Genomic DNA, 18,613 nt, shown 5'->3' with positions numbered 1-18,613 from the left:
ATGTGGGTCGAAGACAGCTTTGTTGTCGATTCATCTAGCAAATTTCATCAAAAGGCTTTGCATTGGGCACAGCAATTTGATGAAATTTGCTTCTTTAATGCTAATGGTATTAGTGACGAATGGTCAAAATTTGACGTTTGCTTAGCTGTAAAAGCCAAATTGACTTTTATTGGAAACGATACTGATACATTTGAAAAAATACAACAATTTGTCAACCAACAAACTGCTTCACCTATTATCCCTGGTTTTTTTTCGTATGACCTGAAGAATGAGACTGAAAGTATGAAAAGCAGGCATGTAGACCGTCTTGGATTTCCATCAGCATTATTCTTCGTTCCAGAAATTGTCATAAAAATAAATGCGGATTGTGTGCGCATCTTTGCCCCCTCCCCTTTGTCAATATTCAATGAGATTAATAATACACCAGTTTCGAGCTTAGAAAAAGTATTTAAGGGTGAGATTCGACAACGATGGTCCAAAGAAGAATACTTAGCAGCATTCAATAGCATGCAACTTCATATTCAGCAAGGAGACATCTATGAAGTCAATCTTTGTCAAGAATTCTATGCAGAACATATTGAAATAGCTCCCTTTCAGGTGTACCAGCGTCTCTGTCAAGTATCTCCTGCCCCATTCTCTTGTTTCTTTAAATTTCGGGATAAATTTATCCTATCTGCATCGCCTGAACGATTTTTGGCCAAGAGAGGAAAGCAACTAATTTCTCAGCCCATAAAAGGGACCGCAAAAAGGGGGCTTACCGTGACCGAGGATAGACAACGTATTTCTGCGCTGTTAGCATCAAAAAAAGAAATTGCGGAAAATGTAATGATTGTAGATTTGGTGCGCAACGACCTGACCCGAAGTGCCGTGAAGGGAACTGTCAAAGCTGATAGGCTATTTGAAATACAAACATTTCAACAGGTCCATCAGATGGTATCTACAATCACTTGTGAAAAACAAAGTGAAGTCAGCGATTTACAAGCAATAAAGAATACCTTCCCAGCAGGCTCTATGACAGGCGCTCCCAAAATTGCAGCGATGAGACTAGCCGATCAAATTGAAAATACGAGAAGAGGAATCTATTCAGGAGCTGTTGGTTATTTTATGGGTGTCGATGATTTTGATTTTAACGTAGTAATCCGTACGCTACTCTATAATGCGTCCGAGGGATATCTTTCCTTTCACACCGGAGGAGCAATTACCAACCAAGCAATTGGTGAACAAGAATATGCCGAATGCTTGCTCAAAGCAAAGGGAGTACTTGAAGCCCTAAAAACCTCTATCTCCTAATTATCTATACCCATTTGGTAGATAAAATTTATTAGCTCAATTATTTTTCGGAGATTTGCAACTTGCAAACATATGGCTGCCGTTTTTATCGATATACATACACATAACACAGGGATAGAAGATGACTCTTCTCAGATATTGCGTATCCATAATGTAGCCCTAAACCATGCCGAGAATGTGCAACACAGACTTAGTACAGCTGGCATACACCCTTGGGATATTGATTACAGAACTCTTGATAATCTATTCAACAGATTGAATGATTTGCTTACAGAAAAGGCAATTATCGGTATCGGCGAATGTGGGTTGGACAAAGTTACGTCAACAGATTTCACTTTACAGCGAGAAGTTTTTGTCGCCCAGATTCAATTGGCGCAAACCCACCGTATGCCCTTGATTGTACATTGCGTTCGAGCTTTTCAAGAGGTGGTTGAATTGCTCCGGCATCACCCGCACAGCGGGCGTGTTATTTTCCACGGTTTTCAGAAAAATAAGTCGCTAGCGGATTCGTTATTGAGAAAGGGTTATCTTTTATCATTTGGACAATCAGTCTTTCAGGGCCGTTTGGACAGTCTATTAATGGAGATACCTTCCGATAGATTCTTTTTGGAAACAGATACAGCGGCGGTGCCTATAGCATCTATTTATGAATATGTTGCAAAAATTAGAAATGTCGAAGTGTCACAACTTCAAGAACAAATATTTAAAAATTATCAATCTGTTTTTCATTAATTTATGAAAGATTTATCATGGCTATCACGCACGGAAGCACTCGTGGGGCGTCCAGCGTTAGAAAAATTAGCACAATCACATGTTATGATACTGGGTTTAGGTGGTGTAGGATCATTTGCCGCCGAATTCGTTTGCCGTGCAGGTGTCGGAAAAATGACCATCATCGACGGGGATACGGTAGATCCTACTAATCGCAATCGTCAATTGCCTGCCTTGGCTATCAATCATGGTCAAGCAAAGGCGCAGATTATGAAAGAAAGATTGTTAGCAATCAATCCTGAATTGGATTTGACTGTCGTTGAAGATTTTATTATTCCTGAGAAAATTCCAGCTTTATTGGACCTCAAGCCCGACTATTGTGTAGAGGCGATTGACAGCATCACCCCCAAGCTGTTCTTTATTCGCTTAGCATTGGATGCTAAGATCCCTTTTGTAAGCTCAATGGGCGCTGGAGGAAAAGTCGATCCGACCAAGATTAGAATTGCAGATATTAGCGAATCCTACAACTGTAAACTAGCTCATCATATTCGAAAGAAGCTGCGTAAGCACGGAATTCGTGATGGTGTAAAGGTCGCGTTCTCAACGGAACTACCGGATAAAAATTCACTTCTCTATACGGACGGCAGTAATTTTAAAAAATCAGCCTATGGAACGATGTCCTACTTGCCTGCTGCATTTGGTGGGGCTATCGCTTCTGTCGCCATTAGAGATTTGATGAATCCATAGTTTTTTTAAACTCGAATGTCATAACTATTTTTTTTAGTATTACATTTGTACCTATACTAAAAAAATGAGTTGTATGAAGGGTAATACCTACGCCATAGTAGATATTGAGACTACTGGAGGTCATGCGGACAAAGGTGGTATCACAGAGATTGCTATTTATGTCCACGATGGTGTTCGTATCATAGATAGTTATCAGACGTTGATAAACCCGGAGTGCGATATTCCATATCATATCCAGGTATTGACAGGCATTACCCCTGAAATGGTAGCGGATGCTCCTCGCTTTGAAGATGTGGGTGAGCAAATTTTCAAGCTACTGGAAGGGAAAATTTTCGTTGCGCACAATGTAAATTTTGATTATTCATTTGTACACGCTCAGTTCAAAAAAATAGGATATACCTGGAAAGCTCCCAAACTGTGTACCGTGAGGTTGTCCCGTGGTATTTTCAAAGGCTATGCATCTTATAGCCTAGGGCGGATTTGTCAAAGTTTGGATATTCCTTTGACAGATCGCCATCGTGCCGCCGGTGATGCTAAAGCGACAGTATTGCTATTTGAAAAGATACTAAATGCAAATGGAAAGGGACTGATTGATTCGTTTCTTCAACCACACGCTAAGGAGCAGTTGTTACCTACTCACATCGAAAGGTCTGTATTTGAAGAATTACCTGCTGATGTGGGCATTTATATATTTCGCAACAATAAGGGGCAAATTATTTACGTAGGCAAAGCAATCAATATTAGAAAACGTGTACTGAGTCACTTCACGGGTAATAATACGACTGCCAAACGGCAGTTATTTGTAAACGAAATCCACGACATCGAGGCTATACTTTCTGGAACCGAATTGATGGCGTTGTTGATGGAATATAACCTGATTAAGAAGCACTGGCCTGTACATAACCGCGCACTTAAACAGTATGAGCCCAAAATCGGGATTTTGTCATACGAAGATATGAAAGGATACCAACGGCTGGCGGTGACTAAAGTTGCCAAGGGAGTGCGTTGCATCCTCTATTTTGAACGTCCATATGAAGCTAATCAAATGTTGTTGAGTTTGATAGATGAATACGGCTTGGATCCACTTCTGTGTAACTTCTATTCGCCGTCTGGGGCACAAAGAGGCGACCGAAATCTTCCAGTAGAATCGCACGAACTTCCGACCCAAGCGTTGTATAATGTCAAGGTGTATTTAGCCATACGATCATTGGGCGAAAATAAGAGAAGCTATGTTATCGTCGATAAGGGACGAACAGATGAAGAACAAAGTTACATCTATGTTAAGGACAATAATCTATATGCGATGGGGTTTATTGATGGATATCAGGATATTCAATCTATTGAGGACATGATTGGCTCAAAGGATTTGTGTACGAGCAACTATTATGTGATGCAGTTGATACGTCAATATTTAGAAAGTAATCCTCAGAAAGTGACAGATATACCATCACTATCTACCATAATGGAAAATAGAAAGGAGGGATAACCTAGGCGAATCCCTCCTTTCCATTCTCATCGTATCGGTTATCGCCAGTTAGTCCAATTTACCAACCACAACTCTGACAAGATTTTCTTTCCTAAAGTACTTTTTAGCAATATCCCTTACACGCTGTGCTGTGATTGACTTGACAGCCTGGGTGTAACGATCGTAGTAATCAAGGGATATGCCCGAATAGTGTACATTTTTAAACTTATCTGCATGGGAAAAGATACTCTCTAGACTTCCCAGCATAGAGCCTAACATATAGCTTTTCACCGTTGCAAGCTCTTCCTCAGAAACTAATTCTTGCTGTAGTTTATCCAACTCCGTATCAATTTCGGTCAAGGTAGCTTGGGTAAACTCCGCCCCTACTTCTGATGCAATCGTAAAAAAACCACCGTGCTTCAAACTTGCTACTGCAGAGCCTATGCTGTAGGTGTATCCCTTTTCCTCCCGTATGTTCCGCATTAATCGAGATCCGAAAAAACCGCCGAGAAGTGTATTCACCACCTGTACTTCCGGGAAATCAATATGGCTTCTCCCAATAATAGGGTAGCCGAGTCGTATGGCGGATTGTAGTGCTTCTTTTCTCTCTTCGTAAATCAGCTTGCCATCAGTAGCCCTTAATATAGGTGCGCTTAAACTAATTTCAGGATGAGTGGCGGCCCATTGTTCACCAAAAATGGTAGTAATTGCGCCCATCAGGGTACTATCAATTTTTCCAGAAATGAAAAGGTTACAATTGTGGGGTTGCACTTGCTTAGTATACAAGTCGATAATTTGTTCCCGAGTTATACTATCGTACTGTTCTACAGTAGGAACGGTACCGTACCTGTTTTCACCAAATATATCGGTGTAGAATAATCGACGCGCTACAAAGTCATTTTTTTGAAGCGAGATACTTAAGGTTTGTTTATTATTCCGAACGTAGGTATCCAACTCGTTTTGCGGAAAAGTTGCCTGCGTCAATAGTTGCTTGATAACCGGTAGCAGCTTGCCAATATGCTTGTTGAGTACATACAAAGTGATACTTGTCTGGTCGTAGCTGTATTCCGGAATCAGGTAGGCGCCATAATAATCGACAACCTCTGCAATTTCAGCACTTGACATATCCAATGTTCCTTCCTTTATCATAGCGCTGAGCGTTGTATTCAAAAGCGGATTTTCGTTTTCGTCAAATACATTGTTAAATATCCACTCTAGACGGACAAGTTCTTGTCCCGGGCTATCAAACAAAAATAACCCAAGACCATTTTCGAATATAGACTCTACTGGTGAAATGAGCTGAATACCGTCAATGCTGTTGAATTGGGGAGGTAAAGATCTATTTAAATTATTTTGATTTTGCATGATAGATAAGTGTGGAGGAGTTTTCTGGTCTAAAGATTTGCGAGGCCTGACTCTGGATATTTTCAGGGCGGACGGCTAGGTATTTATCAATCTCGGAGTTATACCCATGGGCATCACCTAAAAGCTCGTAATATGCGAGGTTCATTGCTTTGTCCAATATGGAAAGCTCTGCAAAAACCAATGTCGACTCAATTTTATTCTTCACTTTCTCCAATTCCTCTTCGGATACTTCTTGATGCTTAAGTATATCTAGTTCCATCCATATAGCTTCTTCACCATCTTTAGCAGAGATACCACTACTTGGCTTCCCTTCTATGATAAATAAATTGCCATCAATACTACCTGTGACGTATGCATTGATCTCACTGAAAATTTTCTTCTCTTTAACTAATCGACGGTATAGTCGTGAGGAAGCTCCTCGAGAAAGCACATCAGATATTAAGTCCATAGCCTGATAGTCCGGGTGCATTCTTGAAGGACCGTGAAACGCGATATGTATAGCATCCACAGGCACATCTGCGTCTACCTCAAGTCTTCGAGCTTCTGTCTGCAACGGCTCAGTAGGGAGATTACGTTGATACTTCTCCCCTGCTGGGATATCAGCAAACCATTTCTGCGCTAAATCACGTACTTGGTTGAACGTCACATTTCCAGTGACAACCATGATGGCATGCTGTGGATTATAATGTTTCTTGAAAAATGCTTTGACATCCTCCATTTTAGCCTCTTCAATATGCGCGAGTTCTTTGCCAATAGTCGCCCATTTGTAGGGGTGCTCTCGATAAGCTAATGGACGCAATTTAAGCCATACATCTCCATAGGGCTGGTTCAAGTAGCGTTGTTTAAACTCTTCTATAACGACTTGTCGTTGAACTTCTAAACTTTGATCCGAAAATGCGAGGCTTAACATACGATCAGACTCTAGCCAAAAAGCAGTCTCTAGATTAACAGCAGGAAGAGTGATGTAGTAGTTGGTAATATCATTTGAGGTAAAAGCGTTGTTCTCGCCACCAACTTGTTGTAGCGGAGTGTCATAACTGGGGATATGGACCGACCCTCCGAACATAAGGTGCTCGAATAGATGAGCAAAGCCGGTTTGATCGGGAGATTCATCTCGCGCACCTACGTCATACAGCATGTTTACACAGGCCATGGCGGTATGATGGTCTTCGTGGACCAGTACACGAAGACCGTTGTCTAATATAAATTTCTCAAATTTGATCATAAAAATCGTTATCCATAAAATTGTTAAACCCAGTCAATTCCTTGCTTTAGCAAGGATAGTGTCTTTTCTTCTGCCGATCCAGGGATTGCCTTGTAATCGTACGCCCAATTTGCTTGCGAAGGAAGGCTCATGAGTATAGACTCTATTCGGCCATTTGTCTCCAATCCAAACTTGGTACCTGCATCATACACCAAATTGAACTCAACATACCTGCCGCGACGAATGAGTTGCCAATCTTTTTGCGCTTGGGTGAAAAGTTCATCGCGATGTCTATTAGCAAGTTCAATATAGACTGGCGCAAATGTACGTCCCAAATCACAGGAAAAGTCAAAAATCTCTTCGTAGGAAAGCCCCGTTTTCTCGGGAGTGAGCCTATCATAGAAAATGCCCCCTATCCCTCGCGTTTCATCACGATGTTTAATGTAGAAATAGCGATCTGCCCAAGCTTTAAATTCGCCATAAAAATTTGGATGGTATTTATCGCAAGTATCCTTAAGGGCTTGATGAAAGTAGGTTGCATCTTGTGGGTATACATAATGTGGAGTTAGATCTATCCCGCCACCGAACCATCGAAGTTGTTCGTTCAGTTCAAAATAACGGATATTCATATGGATGATCGGAACCAAAGGATGATTGGGATGTAGAACGATAGAAACACCCGTCGCAAAAAACTGATCTTCATCTACACCGAAAGCTTTCTTTATAGGAGCGGGTAATGTGCCATGGACAGCAGAAAAATTGACTCCGCCTTTTTCCAGAAGGTTGCCTCCCTGTATAATGCGTGTGCGCCCTCCTCCGCCACCTTCTCGTTCCCATATCTCCTCTTGGAATTTGGCTTTTCCATCCAATCGTTCCAATGCTTGAGTGATTTCGTCTTGTATCTTCTTATATGTATCTGTTATGTGGTCTCTTGTCATAATCAATATTAATTTAAGGAGTCTGCAAGTGTTTTTACGGTCTGCAAAGCGGATTTGTGTTGGTATAGTATTTCATAAACGGCTTCACAAATGGGCATATCCAGCTGGTATTGCTGTATGACACGTTGTATACAGGCTGACGCATAGTACCCCTCTGCAACCATATTCATCTCCAACTGGGCCGATTGGACACTGTAGCCTTTACCAATCATATTGCCGAAAGTTCGATTGCGGCTAAATTGAGAATATGCCGTAACCAGTAAATCGCCAAGATATGCCGAAGCATTAATCTCCCGCTCCTGCGGGTCTATTACATCTAGGCAAGTCTCCATCTCTCGTATCGCGTTGGACACGAGGACAGCTTGAAAATTATCTCCAAAGCCTAATCCATGGCAAATTCCTCCTGCTAATGCATATATATTCTTCAATACTGCACCATATTCAACACCTAAGACGTCGGCAGATATTATTGTCTTTATATATCTATTTTGCAGAATTTCCGCTATTAATTGAGCATTTTCAATTTCTTTGGAAGCTAATGTCAGATACGACAATTTTTCCAAGGAGACCTCTTCGGCATGACATGGTCCACCTATTACAACAATATTTGCAAGATCAACATCAAAAAATTTCATCAAATATTCACCGACAATTAGATTTTCATCGGGAACGATCCCTTTTATGGCGGAGACAATGACCTTCCCCCTTAGGTGCTCAGGCTTGACGTCCCGGAGCGCAGCCTTTAAATAAGCGGCAGGAGTATTTAAGATTATGATGTCCGATTTCTGTATGATGCTCAAAGCATCAGTGGATATTTGATCGCGGGACAATTTTATTTCTACAGCACTTAAATAACTAGGATTGTGCCTATACGCTAATATATAGTCCCTATCCTCCTGTTTGCGGACCCACCAGAGAATAGTTTTTTCAGCAGTATTGTCCGTCATCATCTTAATCATTGCCGTGGCCCAACTGCCGCTCCCAATGACACCAATTTTCTTATATTGCATACACGTCTGTTAATTTTTTTCAAACTTAACGTTGCAAATATACTCAAATTAAAGGCGTAATAAAGGTTATTCGCAGGATAATCCGCTCCAACCCTGAGAGGTATTGAAGCGGATAGCAGTATTTGGGGCTTTAAGAATTTATTATTTCTCTAGCTGTGTTTTCAAGTTTTGTAACCCAATTTCGAGATCTCCACCAAGCATTTTGTCAAAATCCATGCATAACAGCATGATATTCATTGGATAATCCATGTGCCCGTCGAATCCCCACTTGACACGGGTAGTAGAATCAGATAACGCTTCAGTCGTCATATGTGCCTGATCCTTGGATTCAAAAGGCTCGATAAACCGCAATTCGAAATCAATGCGTGCTCCAGGTTCAATTTTCTTAATCTCCTGCTCACCCTTGCCAACGTCTTTTTGCTCGCTATCCCAAGCCGAGATAAAACCTACTGTCCCATCTATGCCGTCATAACTCTTTTTCATATGGGGATCCATCGTGGCCCATTTACTAAAGTTGTCTTGATTCTTGAGGAGTTTGATGTAATCAAATACGAAGTCCTTGGGTCTGTTAATGACAATTTCTCTCTCAACGGCATAGTCCTTTTTCACAAATAGAGCCGTAATAAGTGGTATTGCAATAAGTATAGCCACCACTAGTAGGATAATTTTTAGAATTTTCATAGGTATATACTTTATCGTGTAATATTCATTGGTGTATCAACCCTTGCAAATCCTCACATTGCATTTGAGCTTATCGTTACCAGTATATGGGGGTGTCGCTACACACAGTACCCGGTAAAAAAAACAGGAGTATTAAAGTCCCTAAATTGGTTACAATCGTTGTAATAATAATCGTCGCTACGCGCTAAACTAACTTCCATCTTTCATGAAACAAGAGCTAGTTAAATAAAGTTAACGATAAATTCTGTATTAAATCAACATGGTGATCAGATAGGTGTCTTTAGAAAATCTTCTTCCACCACGGCTTTTCCAGTCCTATATAAAGTTTATTGGCTTCTTCTTTAAGGGGAAATATTTTTAGATAATCACCTTGCCCAGGGTCTCCGCGACCACTATCTAAGGAGAAAGCGTGACGATGGTGGGGGCATATTATCCGTCCATTTTCGCACCAGCCACTAGATAACAAGGCTCCAGCATGCGGACACTTGGTAGCAAAGGCAGCCCAATGGAGACCATTTTTGATCAAACAAAAGTTCAACTCAGGTAGTTTTACCAAAGTAATCTGACTAGGGCTGGCTAAATAACTTTTTGGAATCTCAATCCATTGCATACTTAAATATATGCATTAGTTAGTTTGAATTTTCTATCTTTGTGCAATTAAAAAAAACAGCAACATTCATGGCTTTACAATGCGGTATAGTCGGCCTACCAAATGTAGGAAAATCGACATTATTCAATTGCTTGTCCAACGCAAAGGCGCAGGCGGCAAATTTTCCATTTTGTACTATAGAACCGAACGTAGGTGTTATCACAGTACCTGACGAACGTCTTAATAAACTAGCTGAACTTGTGAATCCCCAACGTCTCGTCCCAAATACAATCGAGATTGTAGATATTGCAGGATTGGTAAAAGGAGCGTCTAAAGGAGAAGGTCTTGGAAATCAGTTCTTAGGCAATATCCGAACAACAAATGCGATTATTCACGTATTACGTTGCTTTGATGATGGTAATGTAATCCATGTGGATGGTTCGGTAGACCCTATTCGCGACAAAGAGATCATTGATACGGAGCTGCAGCTCAAGGATTTGGATACTGTTGTAAAACGTATTCAAAAGGTTGAAAAAATGGCCAAAACTGGCGGTGACAAGGATGCTAAACGCACATTTGAAATCCTTTCAGTAGTTAAAGATCATTTGGAATCAGGTAGATCCGCGCGTACAGCACCTATTACAACCGAAGATTTCGAGTTCATTCAAGACCTAGCCTTGTTAACTGCAAAGCCAGTCGTATACGTGTGTAATGTTGACGAGGCATCTGTCAATACTGGAAATGGATATGTAGACAGGGTTAAGGAGGCCGTAAAGGATGAGAATGCTCAAGTACTGATTATCTCTGCGCAGATCGAATCTGAAATCGCACAGCTAGAGAGCTATGAAGAGCGTCAGATGTTTTTAGATGACTTAGGCTTAGCTGAATCTGGTGTGCATAAGCTTATTCGTGCTGCATATTCTTTGCTGGACTTAGCAACGTATTTTACCGCAGGTGTACAGGAAGTGCGTGCTTGGACAATTGAAAAGGGCTTTACAGCTCCGCAAGCTGCGGGAGTGATTCATACGGATTTTGAAAAAGGCTTTATACGAGCAGAGGTTATAAAATATGACGACTTTATTAAGTATGGATCTGAAGCTGCTGTAAAAGAAGCGGGCAAGCTAAGTGTAGAAGGGAAAGCTTACGTAGTTGAAGACGGTGATATTATGCATTTCCGCTTTAACGTTTAAGGTTTACATATTAGCTTTTAACTAGAAAGTGCCCCTCATATTCATGAAGGGCACTTTTTTTTGGGGCGGGGATATTTAAATATTGTCCGAAAACCCATGTTGCTTTAAGACATCTTCTGGAACCCCTTTCCAGACACCAGGTATATTACCCGCGTACCCTATATCCTTCACTCCTATTTGGCTCGTGAAAAATCCTGAAGACGTTAGATTACGCATCAAAGAAAAGAACGCTACTCCTTGTTGCATCTCCGGCTTGGCTTTTACTGGGTAGGCAATTTCATCTACAATCGAAAGTTTTTCATTGTCCTTGCACTTAATAAACACCTTACCATAAGTTTTCTGTGCATGGACATCCAACCATTTCAATCCTCCGCGCATGGGGAGCTTATTGTCTGGTAAATCCTTGACTATAAATTCTATAAAATCAGGCACTCCAGCATCAGTAGCACTGCCCGATATGTCGTCTTTTGGGATAATAATGTCGGCTAATACAGCTATCGTAGCCATTTCATGTTCATCAAAGAACTTTTCTTCATACAACTTCTTATTACGTTCATGCTCAAACTCCTGCACTCCAGGAAGCTTTTTGACCTCATCTCCATCAACAACCTGATTGGCTCCTGTCTTATCTTGTTTGCACGCGCTGGCCAACAACCCTGAACCCGCGGCCATAAGCCCGAGGGCTTTTAGTGAATCTCTCCTATTCATGATGGCTTAGCTATTTAGTTTATTCTTTTGTTCCAATATATACTCTGCGGTCCTCATGGATAATGCTAAAATAGTCCATGTAAGATTTTTATCTCCCTGTTGGACAAATGGTCCAGCATCTACAACGAATAGATTTTTACAATCATGTGCCTGCCCCCACTTATTGAGCACAGAAGTTTTTGGATCATTTCCCATTCTAGTCGTACCTCCTTCATGAATGATTTTCCCAGGAGCTTCGAGTCCGTACAAGGTGTCTGCCCCAGGTATATTAGACGTGATAACCGCTCCCATCTCATGCATGATAGACTGAAAAGTCTCTTGCATATGTTTCGCCTGTGCAACTTCTTCGTTAGCCCACTTATAATTAAATCGTAGAACAGGAATACCAAACTTATCCACTTTATTGGGATCGATTTCACAATAGTTTTCTTTACGGGCCAAAGCAGTACCTCTACCAGCCATACCTACATTTGCTCCGTAGAAGCGACGATAATCCTGCTTCAAGGATTGACCATAGCCACCCTTTTCTTTAGCATTTCCATCTGGACCTGGTGTAGTGTCATTGACATTTGGCACCCAATTCAAAAAGCCATAAGACGGCATGTGCATACCACCTCCATACTCAATGTGATATCCTCTAGGGAAACTTAGCTTCTTGTTGTCCAACCACCAAGGTGAATAGATGTGAACACTGCCTACCCCATCTTCATTGTATCGCTTGCGATCTAGTAATTGCGGTAGATATCCTGATAAGCTTGCACCAGTAGAGTCGTGTAGATATTTACCAACTAATCCACTACTGTTTCCAACGCCTCCAGGGTGGGATTTAGATTTTGAATTGAGCATGATGCGCGCACTTTCACAGGCACTTGCTCCAAGGATGACAGTCTTTCCTTTGACGCTATATTCTTGCAAATCCTGCGTATTAACATAAGAAACACCAATTGCCTGCCCTTCATCATTGGTCAGAACCTCACGTACCATGGCGTTGTCCACTACAGTAAGATTGCCAGTCTTCATCGCTGGAAATACGAGGCATGATGACGACGAAAAATCACCATAAACCTTGCAGGATCGGCCGCATTGACCACAGTAGAAACACACACTACGTCCTTCAACCCCGGGCAAGGCTTCGGTCAAGACAGATCCTCGGCCTGGTATGACCGTCACACCTGCTTTTCGAGCACCTTTTGTGATATACAACTCATTGAGACGAGGCTTTGGTGGTTTTAGAAATACCCCGTCAGGTTCGTTGCGGATGCCCTCGACCGTACCGTATATTCCAATCATACGATCTATGCGGTCGTAATATGGTTTCACTTCATCATAAGTTATTGGCCATTCATCGGTAACACCGTCAGTCGGTTTGAAATCATCTGGCCCCATGCGTAAGGAGATCCGACCCCAGTGATTGGTTCGGCCCCCGAGCATGCGCGCTCTGAACCATTCAAACTCCGTTCCAGCTACCTTGGTATAGGGTTCACCTTCCAATTGCCAACCACCGAAGGCTGCGTCAAAGTCACCAAAAGGGCGTGTAGTGGAGGCACCTCTGCGTGGTGATTCCCATGGCCATCTAAGCTGTAAAGCATCTTTGGCGGGGTCAAAATATGGACCAGCCTCTAACATCAGGACCTTGAGTCCTGCATGTGCCAATACATAACCTGCCATACCACCTCCCGCTCCCGAACCCACGACTATAGCGTCGTATACATCAGGACTCTCCTTGATTTGGTAGTCATTCATAAATAAGTGTTTGTTTTGTTTTGGTTTATAATACGTGTCATTTTTAGTTCTACAGTTGATCTCTCAAAATCAAAATTTGATTTGCTAAATTGAATTAGCAAATATAAATATAGTAATAAAAGCTAACTAATTGGACTCCCTAAGTTACTATTTTAAGCTTGAAATAGAAACAAATGTGTTACAGATAATTGTTGCAATTTAAATCATGCTATTCATAAAAACAAGAAGGCATATTTGACCAGTCAAATATGCCTTCTTGTTTTTATCCCGGTAGAATATAACTCCAATGTCTAGTTGTAGTAAAGAAGCGCTCCAGATACGTTCCAATAAGAAAGGCTTGTGCCCTCTGGTGCACCCTGAGGGATGTACACTTTAATGGTGTGTTTGCCAGCTTTAAGATTACCAAGATCGATATAGATAGGGTTCGTGACTGTTCCTGGACACCAATTGGAACGGCTCAAATCCGAAGAAGATAAGCCACTTTCAAAATTACCAGACGCGGGATTTGATAGTCGGTAGGAACCACATTCCGTGCGCCATGGTGTAAACTTGAATACCTGTTGTCCATCCAAAAATATACTATTGGGTTTGGGAACAAATTCGTCGCCGTTGCCCCAGCCACCATGACCAGTGGTAATATATCTCAGCTGCACATTCTTAGCCTCTTGAGCTAGCTCAAATGTCACTTCAACTCCATTATCTTGATTGAACATAGTTGGATACTCCTGCCCTCCCATTTCCATTACATTAGCCGTATTGAATAATGACAATACTTGAGCTCCCTCTGCCATCTGTGGTCTGCCAGGATGAATCGTTAAGCTGACAGTGACTTCGTGCCCTTCTTTGTCGTAATTCCCTATATAAGTACCTATATATACTTCTTTCCCAGCAAAACGAGGTAATAATTCGGATATATCTTGTCGGTAGCTGACACTGTCTTGCCAGTGCTTTCCTTTGATTTGGATATGATTGAACTGACTCACACCAAATGGCGTAAAAAAACGCATTAATTCAATAACGGGTTCATAAGTCGCAGTGAGGGTCATCCCCTGATATTTCTTCCCATTTCCATTTTCATATACAGGCAATGTATTTATTCCAGCTTTCATTCCTTCCAAGAAATTGATATCCTGATCTGTTGGTATCAAAAAGACGGACCCCGTGCGATCATAAGCATCTCCTTTAGATTGTTGGACGACTTCTATAAAAGCTTGGCCTTCATTTCTTTTCAACTCCGGGACTTTGATTTTTCGCACAATTACCGTCCCTCCAGCAAAACGAAGTATACTATCTGATTGTATTTGGTCGCTATAACGAATTCGTTGCTTAGTAAATATAGGGATACTGACAAATCGGCTCTTCCAAAGAAGATCTTTATATGTCAGTTCATTAACGAAAGACGAGATGGTTGGGAGCTTGATTGCATTGGGGATGGATTTTATCTTTTCTATATTTGTTGCTGTGACCGTCGAGTTTCCATTTCTCACCATTTCAAGTACCAATCCAAGATTTTGTCCTAATTCTACCGGAGAAGCTTTTATACCTAATTCTTCGGTGTACCACAGGTCTATTGTATTGGAATTGACTGATGTTGTGGCCTTGCGCACCTTGTGTCCCAAGATTATTTTGCTTTCATCAGTAATAGTGAACTTCTGCTTTGCGAAGACAGTTGAATCGACCGTTGCAATCTGCCGACCATTTTCAAAGGTTGTAATTTTATAATATGCACTATTTGTGCGATTGACATAGTATTGTTCATAGGGCACCCGCGCAATACCCTTAATAATTTGTTGATTGGTAATAGTTGTCTGATCTGTACCAGCATAGACAAGAGTGGGATTTTGTTTGTCATCAAACTTACCATTGTTACTCCTTTTATAGGTAATAAGATAATTTGACTCCTGCGCCAACACGACATTTGAGACCAGAAGTAGACATAAAAAATAGTAGATTTTCATCATGTGAATTTGAACCCCAAAATTAGCATTTTATTAGCGTAGTCCAAATTGAAAGTCACTTCTTTGATAATGAAGAAAGCCTGAGATAATCGGGCGATTTCCCAGGCTTTAAAATACCTCTTGACGAGGCAATCAACCTAAACCTAAGTCAAAATTAGAAGTAATATTATTAACTTGCAAATTTATTTTATCTTTTTGGGAAATTATTTTTGATTTTGTAGCTGTGATATGAATTTTCGGCGAAATATCTATTTCTAATGCATTTTGACCAGCTATTAAAAAGCTTTTCCATCGTCTTACTCCAAGACGGCACAAATAACATTTTTATTGAAATTCGATATCTAGGTAAAAAGATAAAGGTTTCCAAACGGGGAGAATGGAAACCTTTAATAACCAATTATAAACCTAAATTATGATGGAACAAATATAGTGTATTTTGTACACTTATCAAATTGTTTTTTTAATTTTTTAATAACCAGTCATTTGACAATTTAAAAACTACTGTGCCAGCAGTACAAAACTTCATTTGCATACCTCAAGTAAGGATTGAAGAACGCTTTCATATTGTATATCGGGACTATTTTGGCTATTTTTGTAAAAATCACTTAAAGTTATGTTTACAGGAATTATAGAAACCCTTGGCGAGATTGTAAATATCGAAAAAGAAGAAAGCAACCTTCATCTGTACATCAAATCTACAATTTCCCATGAATTAAAAATAGATCAGAGTGTCTCACATAATGGTGTGTGTCTAACCGTGGTCGGTTTGAGTGATGGTACGCACAAAGTGACGGCTATAGATGAAACCCTGAAAAAGAGTAATATTGGTGGACTTCACATCGGCAATACCGTGAACCTAGAAAGATGTACTATGGTTGGTGGTCGACTAGATGGGCACATTGTACAGGGTCATGTGGATCAAACAGCAACTTGCATTGGAAAGGAAGACCAGCATGGAAGCACTATATTTACCTTTAACTACTCCCCTGATTTGCTGAATTTGACAGTGGAAAAAGGATCCATAACTGTAAATGGGATAAGTCTGACAGTCGTAAACTCAAAAGACAATGAATTTTCAGTAGCCATTATTCCCTACACACTTGAACATACCAACTTGGGAAATATAGGCATTGGTGACGTGGTGAATCTGGAGTTTGATATTGTTGGCAAATATGTATCGAAGATACTTTCTTTACGGTCATAAAGCCAGCTTTGATTACTCGAGATATTGGCCTTGACGCATGAGGAGGGCCCTATACTTATTAAAGACACTCGATTTAGAAACAAATCCGAGGTAGTGGTCCTCATGATCTACCACCGGAAGTATCCATACATCGTCTCTATTCATTTTAGCCATTACGATTTCCATATTTTCATCCCCTTTGATAATATCGTTGGGTTTTTGAACGAGCTTCTCGAATGTTTTATCCATCCCCTCTTCCTCACCCAGCAAGATCGACAACAAGTACTCAATGTATAGCACTCCCAAGAATTTGCCCTTATCATCGACTACAGGGAATATATTGCGTTTAGAATGAATAATATCATGCTTGCGATCCACCGGTGTCTCAGTAGGACGTAAAATGACAAAATTTGTTTCTAATACATACCGTAGCTTCATCATACTTAAGACAGATCTGTCTTTATCTTCGTAAGATAAGAGGTCACCTGAATCCGCCAATACTTTGGTATAAATAGAATGCTTTAACGCACCTCTGTTAATTAGATAGGATATAGAAGAAACCAACATTAACGGAACCATCAATGTATAACCTCCTGTGATTTCGGCTATCAAGAATATACTAGTCAACGGAGCATGCATGATACCAGCAAGTGCCGCAGCCATCCCCGCCATTACAAAGTTAGGAATATTCAACGTTACGACACCTGTCAGATTCATTCCATATGCAAATGCAAACCCCATTAATCCTCCCATAACAAGGCTAGGGCCGAATACACCACCGTTCCCTCCCCCATTGAGTGTAAATAGGGCCGCAAAAGATTTCCCAAAAATGGTAAGGACAGTGTACCCTACAATAATCCATCCGATATCTTTGTACTGGGCAAACAGACTATTTTTCACAATAGAATCAAATCTTCCATCTAATAATTGTTGTATCGTGAGGTACCCCTCCCCATATAGTGCCGGAAAGATAAAAATCATGAGTCCCAACGACACCCCACTAATCCAAACCTTACTATAAGGGTTTTTAATCTTGGCAAACCAGTCTTTGACGACAACACTTATTTTCGCAAAATATATGGTATAAAGGCCGATAAGTATAGCTAACAATATGTAGAAGAGCAAAGCGGCCACCTCCCAATCAGAGGTGGCAATATGGAATAGCGGTTCACTGTATAGAATTTTAGAGACAACAGATGCTAAAGCCGCGGACAATAATAGCGGGATGAATGCCGGTATTGAAAATTCAGGCAATAAGATTTCGATGGCAAAGATCATCCCTGCAACCGGACTATTGAAAGCCCCTGAAATACCCGCAGCAGCGCCACATGCTAGTAGCATGGTTATTTCTTTATATTGCAAACCAAAAAACCGAGCCACATTTGAACCTATCGCGGAGCCGCTGTACGCAATTGGAGCTTCTAAGCCGCAAGACCCACCGAAACCAACAGTAATAGCACTCGTAACGATTTGAGAATATACATTGTGGGCTTCAATCTTGCTGGAGCGTCTCGAGATAGCGTAGATGATAGGTGTAATACCGTGTTCGAAATTTTTTCCTTTCAAAAATTTACGGATGTAGAGTACACTTAATAGTATCCCAATCAATGGAAAGATAAGGTAAAATGAATACTTGTAGTGCCACTCCACATCATCTTGTAACGCTGAAGCAATAAAATGTGTCATTCCTTTCAACACAGAAGCGGCTACTCCTCCTATTATCCCTACCAAAGCCGCCAGGATAATGAGAAAATTTCGATTGGAAATTTTTTTCATCCGCCACTTGTTCAATCCCTCAAGCTTTTGCCAAAATTTCGTACTCATATTGTCT

At 40.9% G+C, this 18,613-nt stretch carries 16 protein-coding genes; 6 read left to right on the top strand and 10 right to left on the bottom strand.

The window, feature by feature from the left end; translation table 11 throughout:
* The 4 genes from OQ289_RS11540 to OQ289_RS11525 all read left to right on the top strand — a co-directional run bounded on the left by OQ289_RS11540 (nt 1) and on the right by OQ289_RS11525 (nt 4,234).
* Entirely contained in the window at nt 1–1,290 is a 1,290-nt protein-coding gene (locus OQ289_RS11540) for an anthranilate synthase component I family protein (RefSeq protein WP_270087015.1), read from the top strand.
* A gap of 72 nt (nt 1,291–1,362) precedes the next feature.
* Nucleotides 1,363–2,022 carry a TatD family hydrolase gene (locus OQ289_RS11535; protein ID WP_270087014.1) on the top strand — a complete coding sequence of 220 codons (660 nt, stop codon included), beginning with the start codon at nt 1,363–1,365 and terminating at the stop codon, nt 2,020–2,022.
* Nucleotides 2,023–2,025: 3 nt separating this feature from the next.
* A complete protein-coding gene (locus OQ289_RS11530; protein ID WP_270087013.1) occupies nt 2,026–2,748 on the top strand; it encodes a tRNA threonylcarbamoyladenosine dehydratase in 723 nt (240 codons plus the stop codon).
* A gap of 73 nt (nt 2,749–2,821) precedes the next feature.
* Nucleotides 2,822–4,234 (top strand): exonuclease domain-containing protein, encoded by a 1,413-nt coding sequence (locus tag OQ289_RS11525; protein ID WP_270087012.1) that lies wholly within the window; start codon nt 2,822–2,824, stop codon nt 4,232–4,234.
* A gap of 48 nt (nt 4,235–4,282) precedes the next feature.
* Here OQ289_RS11525 and OQ289_RS11520 read toward each other — a convergent pair whose 3' ends face one another.
* The 6 genes from OQ289_RS11520 to OQ289_RS11495 all read right to left on the bottom strand — a co-directional run bounded on the left by OQ289_RS11520 (nt 4,283) and on the right by OQ289_RS11495 (nt 10,021).
* Entirely contained in the window at nt 4,283–5,578 is a 1,296-nt protein-coding gene (locus OQ289_RS11520) for a M16 family metallopeptidase (RefSeq protein ID WP_270087011.1), read from the bottom strand.
* Complete coding sequence (locus OQ289_RS11515; protein ID WP_270087010.1) at nt 5,562–6,803, bottom strand: M16 family metallopeptidase; 1,242 nt, start codon at nt 6,801–6,803, stop codon at nt 5,562–5,564. The genes OQ289_RS11520 and OQ289_RS11515 overlap by 17 nt, the downstream gene beginning before the upstream one ends.
* 23 nt (nt 6,804–6,826) lie before the next feature.
* A complete protein-coding gene (gene hemF / locus OQ289_RS11510; protein WP_443020408.1) occupies nt 6,827–7,720 on the bottom strand; it encodes an oxygen-dependent coproporphyrinogen oxidase in 894 nt (297 codons plus the stop codon).
* An 8-nt stretch (nt 7,721–7,728) separates the two neighbouring features.
* A complete protein-coding gene (locus OQ289_RS11505; protein ID WP_270087009.1) occupies nt 7,729–8,730 on the bottom strand; it encodes an NAD(P)H-dependent glycerol-3-phosphate dehydrogenase in 1,002 nt (333 codons plus the stop codon).
* Nucleotides 8,731–8,871: 141 nt separating this feature from the next.
* Entirely contained in the window at nt 8,872–9,411 is a 540-nt protein-coding gene (locus OQ289_RS11500; RefSeq protein WP_270087008.1) for an SRPBCC family protein, read from the bottom strand.
* A gap of 280 nt (nt 9,412–9,691) precedes the next feature.
* Complete coding sequence (locus OQ289_RS11495; protein WP_270087007.1) at nt 9,692–10,021, bottom strand: Rieske (2Fe-2S) protein; 330 nt, start codon at nt 10,019–10,021, stop codon at nt 9,692–9,694.
* 68 nt (nt 10,022–10,089) lie between these two features.
* Between OQ289_RS11495 and ychF the strand changes: the two genes are divergently transcribed.
* Entirely contained in the window at nt 10,090–11,190 is a 1,101-nt protein-coding gene (gene ychF, locus OQ289_RS11490; protein WP_270087006.1) for a redox-regulated ATPase YchF, read from the top strand.
* Between the two features lie 75 nt (nt 11,191–11,265).
* Here the strand turns inward: ychF and OQ289_RS11485 are convergent, their stop codons facing one another.
* The 3 genes from OQ289_RS11485 to OQ289_RS11475 all read right to left on the bottom strand — a co-directional run bounded on the left by OQ289_RS11485 (nt 11,266) and on the right by OQ289_RS11475 (nt 15,602).
* Nucleotides 11,266–11,898, bottom strand: coding sequence for a gluconate 2-dehydrogenase subunit 3 family protein (locus tag OQ289_RS11485; protein WP_033562430.1), 633 nt, complete (start codon nt 11,896–11,898; stop codon nt 11,266–11,268).
* 6 nt (nt 11,899–11,904) lie between these two features.
* Nucleotides 11,905–13,641, bottom strand: a complete 1,737-nt coding sequence (locus tag OQ289_RS11480) for a GMC family oxidoreductase (RefSeq protein WP_270087005.1) — start codon at nt 13,639–13,641, stop codon at nt 11,905–11,907.
* A gap of 290 nt (nt 13,642–13,931) precedes the next feature.
* Nucleotides 13,932–15,602: a PNGase F N-terminal domain-containing protein gene (locus OQ289_RS11475; RefSeq protein WP_270087004.1), complete on the bottom strand. Its 1,671-nt coding sequence runs from the start codon at nt 15,600–15,602 to the stop codon at nt 13,932–13,934.
* Nucleotides 15,603–16,212: 610 nt separating this feature from the next.
* Between OQ289_RS11475 and OQ289_RS11470 the strand changes: the two genes are divergently transcribed.
* Nucleotides 16,213–16,803, top strand: a complete 591-nt coding sequence (locus tag OQ289_RS11470; RefSeq protein WP_270087003.1) for a riboflavin synthase — start codon at nt 16,213–16,215, stop codon at nt 16,801–16,803.
* A 12-nt stretch (nt 16,804–16,815) separates the two neighbouring features.
* On the opposite strand, the gene OQ289_RS11465 is transcribed toward OQ289_RS11470, so the two are convergent.
* The gene (locus tag OQ289_RS11465) at nt 16,816–18,606 is read right to left on the bottom strand and encodes a chloride channel protein (RefSeq protein ID WP_270087002.1); all 1,791 of its coding nucleotides are present in this window, start codon (nt 18,604–18,606) and stop codon (nt 16,816–16,818) included.
* Between the last annotated feature and the right edge of the window lie 7 nt (nt 18,607–18,613).

Source organism: Sphingobacterium sp. SYP-B4668, assembly GCF_027627455.1.
GTDB lineage: Bacteria > Bacteroidota > Bacteroidia > Sphingobacteriales > Sphingobacteriaceae > Sphingobacterium.
Note: the sequence above shows the minus strand (reverse complement) of the source record. Positions and strands in the feature narration are given on the sequence as shown.

Coding starts and splice junctions, on each gene's coding strand:
- OQ289_RS11540 (WP_270087015.1), top strand. CDS start 1: ATGTGGGTCGAAGACAGCTTTGTTGTCGATTCATCTAGCAAATTTCAT.
- OQ289_RS11535 (WP_270087014.1), top strand. CDS start 1,363: ATGGCTGCCGTTTTTATCGATATACATACACATAACACAGGGATAGAA.
- OQ289_RS11530 (WP_270087013.1), top strand. CDS start 2,026: ATGAAAGATTTATCATGGCTATCACGCACGGAAGCACTCGTGGGGCGT.
- OQ289_RS11525 (WP_270087012.1), top strand. CDS start 2,822: ATGAAGGGTAATACCTACGCCATAGTAGATATTGAGACTACTGGAGGT.
- OQ289_RS11520 (WP_270087011.1), bottom strand. CDS start 5,578: ATGCAAAATCAAAATAATTTAAATAGATCTTTACCTCCCCAATTCAAC.
- OQ289_RS11515 (WP_270087010.1), bottom strand. CDS start 6,803: ATGATCAAATTTGAGAAATTTATATTAGACAACGGTCTTCGTGTACTG.
- hemF (WP_443020408.1), bottom strand. CDS start 7,720: ATGACAAGAGACCACATAACAGATACATATAAGAAGATACAAGACGAA.
- OQ289_RS11505 (WP_270087009.1), bottom strand. CDS start 8,730: ATGCAATATAAGAAAATTGGTGTCATTGGGAGCGGCAGTTGGGCCACG.
- OQ289_RS11500 (WP_270087008.1), bottom strand. CDS start 9,411: ATGAAAATTCTAAAAATTATCCTACTAGTGGTGGCTATACTTATTGCA.
- OQ289_RS11495 (WP_270087007.1), bottom strand. CDS start 10,021: ATGCAATGGATTGAGATTCCAAAAAGTTATTTAGCCAGCCCTAGTCAG.
- ychF (WP_270087006.1), top strand. CDS start 10,090: ATGGCTTTACAATGCGGTATAGTCGGCCTACCAAATGTAGGAAAATCG.
- OQ289_RS11485 (WP_033562430.1), bottom strand. CDS start 11,898: ATGAATAGGAGAGATTCACTAAAAGCCCTCGGGCTTATGGCCGCGGGT.
- OQ289_RS11480 (WP_270087005.1), bottom strand. CDS start 13,641: ATGAATGACTACCAAATCAAGGAGAGTCCTGATGTATACGACGCTATA.
- OQ289_RS11475 (WP_270087004.1), bottom strand. CDS start 15,602: ATGATGAAAATCTACTATTTTTTATGTCTACTTCTGGTCTCAAATGTC.
- OQ289_RS11470 (WP_270087003.1), top strand. CDS start 16,213: ATGTTTACAGGAATTATAGAAACCCTTGGCGAGATTGTAAATATCGAA.
- OQ289_RS11465 (WP_270087002.1), bottom strand. CDS start 18,606: ATGAGTACGAAATTTTGGCAAAAGCTTGAGGGATTGAACAAGTGGCGG.